The sequence below is a fragment of the Deltaproteobacteria bacterium genome, assembly GCA_016875225.1.
Classification (GTDB): Bacteria; Myxococcota_A; UBA9160; order SZUA-336; family SZUA-336; genus VGRW01.
This window is the reverse complement of sequence record VGRW01000115.1, coordinates 1-8,074: the sequence shown is the minus strand read 5'-3', so window position 1 is coordinate 8,074 and position 8,074 is coordinate 1. Positions and strand designations below refer to the sequence as shown.

General features: G+C 70.9%; 7 protein-coding genes. 2 read left to right on the top strand and 5 right to left on the bottom strand.

The features are described 5' to 3' along the window. From FJ108_17125 to FJ108_17105, 5 genes are all read right to left on the bottom strand, one after another. Positions 1 to 843: UDP-glucose/GDP-mannose dehydrogenase family protein (locus FJ108_17125; protein ID MBM4337612.1), on the bottom strand; the 843-nt coding region annotated here is incomplete at its 3' end. Further along, positions 843 to 1,955, bottom strand: a complete 1,113-nt coding sequence (locus FJ108_17120; GenBank protein ID MBM4337611.1) for an NAD-dependent epimerase/dehydratase family protein — start codon at positions 1,953 to 1,955, stop codon at positions 843 to 845. The genes FJ108_17120 and FJ108_17125, both read right to left, overlap by 1 nt. Next, the gene (locus FJ108_17115) at positions 1,952 to 3,232 is read right to left on the bottom strand and encodes a class I SAM-dependent methyltransferase (protein ID MBM4337610.1); all 1,281 of its coding nucleotides are present in this window, start codon (positions 3,230 to 3,232) and stop codon (positions 1,952 to 1,954) included. The genes FJ108_17120 and FJ108_17115 overlap by 4 nt, the downstream gene beginning before the upstream one ends. A gap of 10 nt (positions 3,233 to 3,242) precedes the next feature. Then, a complete protein-coding gene (locus tag FJ108_17110) occupies positions 3,243 to 3,902 on the bottom strand; it encodes a PIG-L family deacetylase (protein ID MBM4337609.1) in 660 nt (219 codons plus the stop codon). Next, positions 3,899 to 4,996, bottom strand: a complete 1,098-nt coding sequence (locus FJ108_17105; protein ID MBM4337608.1) for a glycosyltransferase family 1 protein — start codon at positions 4,994 to 4,996, stop codon at positions 3,899 to 3,901. Before FJ108_17105 ends, FJ108_17110 begins: the two co-directional genes overlap by 4 nt. Positions 4,997 to 5,166: 170 nt before the next feature. On the opposite strand from FJ108_17105, the gene FJ108_17100 reads away from it, so the two are divergent. After that, positions 5,167 to 5,655: a (2Fe-2S)-binding protein gene (locus FJ108_17100; GenBank protein ID MBM4337607.1), complete on the top strand. Its 489-nt coding sequence runs from the start codon at positions 5,167 to 5,169 to the stop codon at positions 5,653 to 5,655. Beyond that, on the top strand, positions 5,639 to 7,858 hold the full coding sequence (locus FJ108_17095; protein ID MBM4337606.1) for a xanthine dehydrogenase family protein molybdopterin-binding subunit: 2,220 nt from the start codon (positions 5,639 to 5,641) through the stop codon (positions 7,856 to 7,858). The genes FJ108_17100 and FJ108_17095 overlap by 17 nt, the downstream gene beginning before the upstream one ends. Positions 7,859 to 8,074: the final 216 nt, after the last annotated feature.

Below are 8,074 nucleotides of genomic sequence, written 5' to 3'. Positions count from 1 at the left end.
GGGCAGACAGCTGCCGCCGAAGCCGCAGCCGGCGAGCAGGAAGGAGAAGATCGGCGCGACGCTGCGGCTTCCGTCGGCGAGCGTGCAGGCGAGGTAGCGACTCGCGCGCAGGCCGCGGCTCACGTCGACGGTGTCGATCCCGCCGATCGCAGCGCCCAGGTTCGCAAGCTCGTTCGAGAACGAGATCAGCGTCGCGAGCAGGGCATTCGACGCGTACTTGATCATCTCCGCGGTCGGATCGTTGGTGTGCACCAGCTCGGCGTTCGGGAAGCCCGAGTAGAGCTCCTCGAGCGCGGCGCGCGTGAGCTCGTCGAAGGCGCCGATCACGATCCGGTCCGGCTCCATGAAGTCCGAGACGGCCTCGCCCTCGGTCAGGAACTCCGGGTTCACGCCCAGCCCGAAGTCCAGTCCGGCGCGCTTTCCCGACGCGGACTCGAGCGCGGCGCGGACGATGCCGTCGGTCGTGCCCGGCACGACCGTGCTCTTCACCACGACGGTGTGGCGGCCCGCCTTCTCGCGGAGTGCTGCGCCGAGCTCGAGCGCGGCGCGCTCGACCAGGCGCAGGTCGATCTGGCTGCCGTCGAACGGGGTTCCGACCGCGATCAGCGAGAGCTCCGTGCGCGAGACCGCCGCTCGCAGATCGGTCGTCGCCGCGAGCCGTTTGCCCGCGTGCCTCGCGAGCAGCTCGGCAAGCCCGCGCTCGAAGATCGGCGACTGCGCGCGGTTGATCCGTGCGACCCGCTCCGCATCGAGGTCGACGCAAACGAGCTCGTGCCCTTTCTCGGCCAGGCAGGCGGCGGTCACCAGGCCCACGTACCCGGCCCCGACGATCGAGACGCGCATCACTGGTCCCCCGCGCTCGGATGATCGCGGTACCAGAGCAGCGAGCGCCGCAGCGCGTCGTCGAGCGAGATCGCCGGAGCGTAGCCGAGTTCCTCGCGCGCCTTGGCGATGGTCGGACAGCGCCGCACGGGATTGTCGGCGAGGTAGGTCGCGTCGGTGGAGCGCGCGCGAATCACTCCTCCCCGATAGCCGAAGAGCTCGGCCGCGGTTCGCGCGACGCGTTCGGCGAGCTCGGCCACGGAGATCTCGGGTGACTCGGGCCCGACGTTGTACGGCTCGCCCGGACGGCCGCGCACCAGGATCTTGTAATAGCCGGCGATCGCGTCGCCCACGTAGCAGTAGGTCCGGCGCGGCCCGCCGTCCGAGAGCATCTCGATCGGTCGGCCCGCGAGCACGTCCCGCGCGAAGTCGGGAAGCACGCGGCGGTCGCTGATCTTGAGCCCGGGTCCGATGTTGTTGAACGGCCGGGCCATCGTCACCGGCACGCCGTGCACCTGCGCGAAGTTCACGCACAGGGTCTCGCCGAAACGCTTCGATTCGTCGTAGCAGGCGCGCGGTCCCGTGCACGAGACGTTGCCCCGGTAGGTCTCGGGCGTGGGGATCGCGTCGGCGGGCGGGTCGCCGTAGATCTCGCTCGACGAGAAGAACAGGAACCCCGAGAGCGGCCGGGCTCGGTCCGCCTGCCTGCGCGCGTACTCGAGCAGATTGCGCAGGCCGTTCACGTTCGCGTCCATCGTCTCGATCGGGTGGCGCTTGTAGTAGGTCGGCGACGCGATCGAGGCCGCGTGCACGACGTAGTCGAAATCGCCGGCATCGGGCCCGATCGGGTCGGTCACGCTTCGCTGCTCGAGCGAGAGCTGGGGCTCGCCCTCGAGCGCCGCGAGCCAGGCTGGAAGTCCTCGCGCGTAGCTGTCCCAGACCGTCACGCGGATCTTCGGCTGCACCGCTCCGAGGCGGTTCGCAGAGGTCAGCGTCTGGACCAGGTAGTAGCCGAGAAAGCCGGCGCCCCCGACGATCAGCACGTGCTTTCCGGCGAGCCGGGCGAGCTCGCCCGAGAGCGCCGCTCGCAGTCCGGCGAGGTCGGCGTCGACGACGTCCCGGGCGTTCTTCATCGCGGGGCTCCGTCCACGATCTCGAGCCTCGGAATCGGCACGATCCAGCGGCCGCCCCACTCGCGGATTCCCGCGGTGTAGCGGATCACCTCGTCGCGAAGGTTCCAGGGCAGGATCAGCACGTAGTCGGGGCGCGTCTGCGCGATCGTCTCGGGCGCGAGGATGGGTATGCGCACGCCCGCGAGCCAGGTGCCCTGCTTGGCGGGGTTGCGGTCGACCAGGTAGTCGAGGAAGTCGGTCCGGATGCCGCAGTAGTTGAGCAGCGTCACGCTCTTGCCGGCGGCGCCGTAGCCGACGATCCGCTTGCCCGCGCGCTTGATCCCGATCAGCGCGTCGAGAAGCGCGAACTTCGTCGCGTGGACCTGCTCCGCGAAGCCGCGGTAGCGGTCGACGCTCGCGAGGCCGGCCGCGGACTCGCGCGCGCGGAGCTCGCGCACCGCGTCGCTCGCGGGCTTGCCCGAATCCTCCGCGTGGCGCGCGTAGACGCGCAGCGACCCGCCGTGGTTTCCGATCTCCTCCACGTCGAAGACGGCGAGCCCGTGCGCCGAGAGCGCCCGTTCCGCGCTTCCGAACGAGAAGTACGAGAAGTGCTCGTGGTAGATCGTGTCGAACTGGTTGCCCTCGAGAAGCGTGAGCAGGTGCGGAAACTCCAGCGTGATCACGCCCTGCGGCGCGAGCAGAAGCTTCATTCCCGCGACGAAGTCGTTCAGGTCCGGGACGTGCGCAAAGACGTTGTTCCCGAGCAGCAGGTCCGCGCGTCCGTGGCTCGCCACGACGTCGCTCGCGGTGCGGCGACCGAAGAACGCCGAGAGCGTGGGCACGCCGCGCGCGATCGCGGCGGCGGCGACGTTCGCGGCCGGCTCGATGCCGAGCGCGGGAATGCCACGTGCGACGAAGTGCTGCAGCAGATAGCCGTCGTTGCTCGCGATCTCGACCACGCGGCTGTCCTTGCCCAGGCGGAAGCGACCGGTCACCGACTCGCAGTAGCGACGCGCCGACTCGACCAGCGCGTCGACGTACGACGAGAAGTACGGGTAGTCGCCGAACAGCCGTTGCGGGCTCACCGACTCCGCCAGCTGCACCAGGTAGCAGCGCTCGCAGACGCGCAGCCGCAGCGGGAAGAACTCCTCGCTCTGGTCGAGCTGCTCCGGCTTGATCTGGGTCTGGCAGAGCGGCGACATGCCCAGGTCAAGAACCACGTGGCGAAGCGGCTCGCCGCAGAGGCGGCAGGCCGGGTGCGTCTGGGCGGTGCTGGTTCGTAGCGCGGAAGCCGTCACGTCCCTCTCCCTAGCCGAGCACGAGCTTGCGCGCGTCGAAGGCCTCGGCGTAGCCGGAGCTCGACCGGCACTCCACGCCGCGCAGGCGCAGCAGCCCGAGGAAGAGCTCCTCGTCGAACCAGTGCCGGGTCCGTTGCGAACGGAAATGCTCGAGGATCCGCCGGCACTTCTCGCGCGCGACGGCCTCGGAGAGCGGAATGAACGCCGGCGGGCTGCCGAGATCGGCGTCGTACTTGGGAATCTCGTACTCGAGGATCAAGTGGTCGCGGAACGTGTTCCAGGTGAGCTCGGCGATCAGCCGGTGGTCCTGGTGACGATCGGCGCCTCGGTGCGTGAAGATCAGATCGGGCTGGAAATCCGTCTGCGACTCGAATGCGGACTTGATCGCGGCGCCGTCGTAGGGGAAGAACGACTCGCGAAACCCGAGCGTCCGGACGTCGCGCTCGCGCGCCGCAGCGAGGAAGTCGGCTGCGCTGGCGCGCGCCTCGGCGGCGCGCGTCTCGTCGCCGCTGAACACCAGCCAGCGGACCGAGCTTCCCGGATGCGCCGCGAGGAGCGTGAGCATCGCGCCGCCGCAGCCGATCTCGATGTCGTCGCAGTGCGCGCCGAGGCAGAGGATGCGCAGCGGCTCGCCCGCTCCGGGGTCGAGGCTCAGCCTTCGCGCGCTCATCCGTCCTCGTCCTGGCTCGCGATCGCCCGCGCCCGCTGCTCGAGCGCGGCCTTCCGCGCCGCGAGCGCCGGCATCGGCTCGAGTCCGGCGGCGCGAAGGATCTGCTCCCAGCGGTACACACCGTCGTGGCGTCGCAGCACCTGCGCTGCGTTCGTGCGGCGCATGCGCTCGGTCCGCTCGGGCTCGGACTCGAGCTCGGAGAGCAGCTGCGTGATCGACGCAGCATCGGGCTCGATCGGCCGCACCGCGCCGGGCCAGAACTGCGCGTCGAAGCAGGCCGTGCGCGGCGCCTGTCCGATCAGGATCGCGCCACCCGCCGCGCCCTCGACGAAACGCGGCCCGTACTCCTGCTGGCTGCCGCGCTTCTCGGGAAAATCCGAGTTCGCGATGTCGACGACGAAGTAGCGCGTGCGTCGCACGAGGTCGGCGAGGCGGAGCCGGTGCTCGACGTAGTTCGGCATGGGCGGGTTCGACTGCAGCGAATCGAAGTAGTAGAAGCGCTGCGACTTCTCGGCCGCCTCGCGCAGCGCCTGGTGCAGGTCCGGCCGCCGCCGGCCCATCAGGTGCAGATCGATCACGCGTGCGGGACTCGCGCCGCCGGGCGCGAAGCGAAGCGCGTCCACGGAAGGGCGCAGGTGCTCGCAGGGTCGTCCGGCCGCGTTCTGCAGCAGCTCGAGCGCGCCCGCGCAGGGCGAGTAGATGCGATCGAAGCGCCGCAAGAGCTCGATGTCGCCGCGATGCCGCAGCATCGACGTGCTCCAGAGCTCGTCGATGTTCACGAACGCGCGGCGCGCCAGAGCGAGGACCCGCCCCAGCGGATGAAGGCGCGCGAGCTCGGAGAGCGCGTGGAAGGACGCGAAGAGCAGGTCGTAGGGCTCTCCGCGGTCGAGCCGCGCGGGGGCGCGGAAGGCGCCGGGAACGATCCGCTCCAGCCGGCGCTGGATCCGGCCGCCGGGCCGTCCGAGCGGGACGATGTCGACGGCGTCGACCGAGGCGACCAGGTCCTCGAACTCGAAGGTTCCGGTGCGCGAGACCGTCGGGACGATCTGCCGGTCGGAGAGGATCAACACGCGGGCGGGCGCGGGAGATCTCATCCGAATCGGCTCCGTGCAAGGTCGAAAATGCGCCCTTCGGAGGCCTTCTCCGAGCACTTTCGGGGGCAATGGTCCTGTGGACTCGATCGGCAGGCGGCTCCGGCAAGTCAAGCATTCACTGCAGTCGCTTCGGTGCGGCGAACGCGCCGGATGGCTACCCTCGCGCGCCGATGGCGGTGCTCCGGATCAACGGCGAAAGCCATGACGTCGACCTGCCCGGTGACACGCCGCTGCTCTGGGTGATTCGCGATCATCTGGGGCTCACTGGAACGAAGTTCGGCTGCGGGATCGGCCTCTGCGGAAGCTGCACGGTCCAGCTCGACGGCGAGGCGGTGCGCTCCTGTCTGGTTCCGCTCTCGGCGGTCGCGGCGCGCGAGATCGTCACCATCGAGGGCCTGGCCGAGAGCGGGGATTCGCGGCTCTTCGACGCCTGGCTCGCCGAGCAGGTTCCGCAGTGCGGCTACTGCCAGCCCGGAATGATCATGGCGGTGGATTCGTTCCTGCGCGCGACTCCCGCGCCCAGCGACGCCCAGATCGACGCATCCATCACCAATCTGTGTCGCTGCGGGACCTACCCGCGAATCCGCCGCGCGATCCACCGCGCGGCGCGGTCGCGCGAAGCGGCGCGCGACGAGCCGGGCGATGAGACGCGCGACTGACCCGATCGCGAACCTGAGCCGGCGCGGCTTCCTGCAGGCGAGCGGCGCATTCGCGGGCGCGCTGCTGATCGGCGGCCCGCCGTGGACCCGGGGCGCGATCGCGGCGGAAGTGGCGGATCCGGCGAGCGTCGGCCCATGGCTTCGCGTCGCTGCAGACGGAGGTGTCTGCGTCTGGGTGGAGCGGGCCGAGATGGGGCAGGGCGTGCACAGCACGCTCGCCGCACTCGTCGCCGAGGAGCTCGAGGTCGCCTGGGAGCAGGTGACCGTCGAGGCGCGCTGCTTCGACGGCGCGCTGCGAAGCGTCCTCACCGGCGCGAGCGCCAGCATTCGCGAGTCGTGGCTGCCGCTGCGCACGGCTGGCGCCGCCGCGCGGGCCATGCTCGTCACCTCCGCGGCGCGAGCCTGGTCGCTTCCGGTCGAGGAGTGCGTGGCCCGCGACGGACGGGTCCACCACCCGCCCACGGGGCGCGGGCTCGGCTACGGAGAGCTCGCCGCGCAGGCGGCGGCGCTGCCGGTGCCGAGCCAGGTCGAGCTGAAGTCGCCCGAGAAGTTCCGGCTCCTGGGCACCGACCTGCCGCGGCTCGACCTGCCCGACAAGGTCCTCGGCCGCGCGATCTTCGGCATCGATGTCGCGGTCGACGGAATGCTTCACGCCGCGCCCGCGCTCTCGCCGGTGCCGGGCAGCGCGCTCGTGAGCGCGGATCGCGAAGCGGCGCTGGCGACCCGCGGGGTGCGCGCGCTCGTCGAGATCCCGAACGGCCTCGCCGTCGTCGCCGACCACTACTGGCAGGCGCGAAAGGCGCTCGATGCGCTCGCGCCGGTCTTCTCGGGCGGTGAAGCCGTGATCGACACGCCCGCGTACTCGCGGCTCCTCGGCGAGGCGCTCGACACGCCCGGGCTCGTCGCCGGAGCGATCGGCGACCCCGAGGCGGTCTTCGCCGCAGCCACCCGGATCGTCGAGGCGCGCTACGAGGTTCCGTATCTGGCGCACGCGACGATGGAGCCGATGAGCTGCACCGCGAGCGCGCGCGCCGGGACCTGCGAGGTCTGGACGCCGACGCAGGCGCCCCTGCAGATCCGCCGGGACGTCGCTCGCGCGCTGGACATCGATCCCGAGAACGTCACGGTCCACCCGACGCTGATGGGCGGCGGGTTCGGTCGCCGCGCGGAGACGGACTTCGCGGTCCAGGCGGCGCTCGCATCGCGAAACGTCGCGCGGCCGGTGAAGCTGATCTGGTCGCGCGAGGACGACATCCGCCACGACTTCTACCGCCCGGCCTGCGCCGCGCAGCTTCGCGCCGCGCTCGATGGCTCTGGAGCGCCGCAGGCGTTCGCTCTGCACGTCGCCGGGCCGTCCTCCGACCGCGAGCTGCCGAGCTGGCTGCGCGGCGCGATCACGAGCGCCCAGAAGCGGATCGGCTCGCCCCTGGCGCCGGAGGGCTACCTGCCCGACGTCGTCTGGTGGCGGCTTCCGAGCGTGGCGAGATCGGGCATCGACTGGATCGTCGCGGGAAGCTCTCCGCCGCTGAACTACCGCGTTGCGCACCAGCGGCTCGAGTGCTCGCTGGTCGAGAACCCGCTTCCGATCGGCTGGTGGCGCGCGGTGCCCGCCTCGCAGAACGCGTTCTTCATCGAGAGCTTCGTCGACGAGTTGGCGCATGCGGCCTCGCGCGATCCTTTCGAGTTCCGCCGAGCCCTGCTCCCGGGCCGCGATCGCGCGGTGCTCGAGGCTGCCGCGGAGATGTCCGGATGGGGCCGGCCGCGGTCGGACGGCCGCAGTCTCGGGATCGCCCAGTTCGCGATGGTGGGCACCACGGTCTGCGAGGTGGCCGAGGTGAGCGTCGACGGCGCCGGATTGCCCACGGTCCACCGGGTCTACTGCGCGATCGACTGCGGCCGCGCGCTGAGCCCCGGCACGATCCGCGCGCAGGTCGAAGGCAGCATCGTCTTCGGGCTCGCCGCCGCGCTTCGCGGCCGCATCTCGCTTGCGGGCGGCCGGGTCGAGCAGAGCAACTTCCACGACTACCCGATCCCGCGCATGGGCGAGATCCCCGAGATCGAGGTCCGGATCATCGCCAGCGACGCGGACCCGACCGGCGTGGGCGAGCCGGCCACACCCCCGATCGCGCCCGCGATCGCCAACGCGATCTTCGCGGCAACCGGGCGCCGGATCCGCGCGCTGCCGCTGATCGGAGCGGGCTAGCCTGGATTTCTCACCACTCAAACGAGCACAGGCCGGCTGACTTCTGTTAACCGTTGAGTTGCAAGACAAAACGGGCCAACAGAAAGGGCCGACCTGTGCAGACAGAGTGTAGCGCGACGCAGCTTGAGTTTTCGCCGCTGGGACGACGGCCCGTGGTGGGCCGGTTCGACGCGGAGCACGCGAGCAGCGACGGCGGGGTGCTGCTGCTGCGCGAGC

Excerpts from the sequence above, each read along its gene's own strand:
- FJ108_17120 (MBM4337611.1), bottom strand. The coding sequence starts at position 1,955 with ATGAAGAACGCCCGGGACGTCGTCGACGCCGACCTCGCCGGACTGCGA.
- FJ108_17110 (MBM4337609.1), bottom strand. The coding sequence starts at position 3,902 with ATGAGCGCGCGAAGGCTGAGCCTCGACCCCGGAGCGGGCGAGCCGCTG.
- FJ108_17105 (MBM4337608.1), bottom strand. The coding sequence starts at position 4,996 with ATGAGATCTCCCGCGCCCGCCCGCGTGTTGATCCTCTCCGACCGGCAG.
- FJ108_17100 (MBM4337607.1), top strand. The coding sequence starts at position 5,167 with ATGGCGGTGCTCCGGATCAACGGCGAAAGCCATGACGTCGACCTGCCC.
- FJ108_17095 (MBM4337606.1), top strand. The coding sequence starts at position 5,639 with ATGAGACGCGCGACTGACCCGATCGCGAACCTGAGCCGGCGCGGCTTC.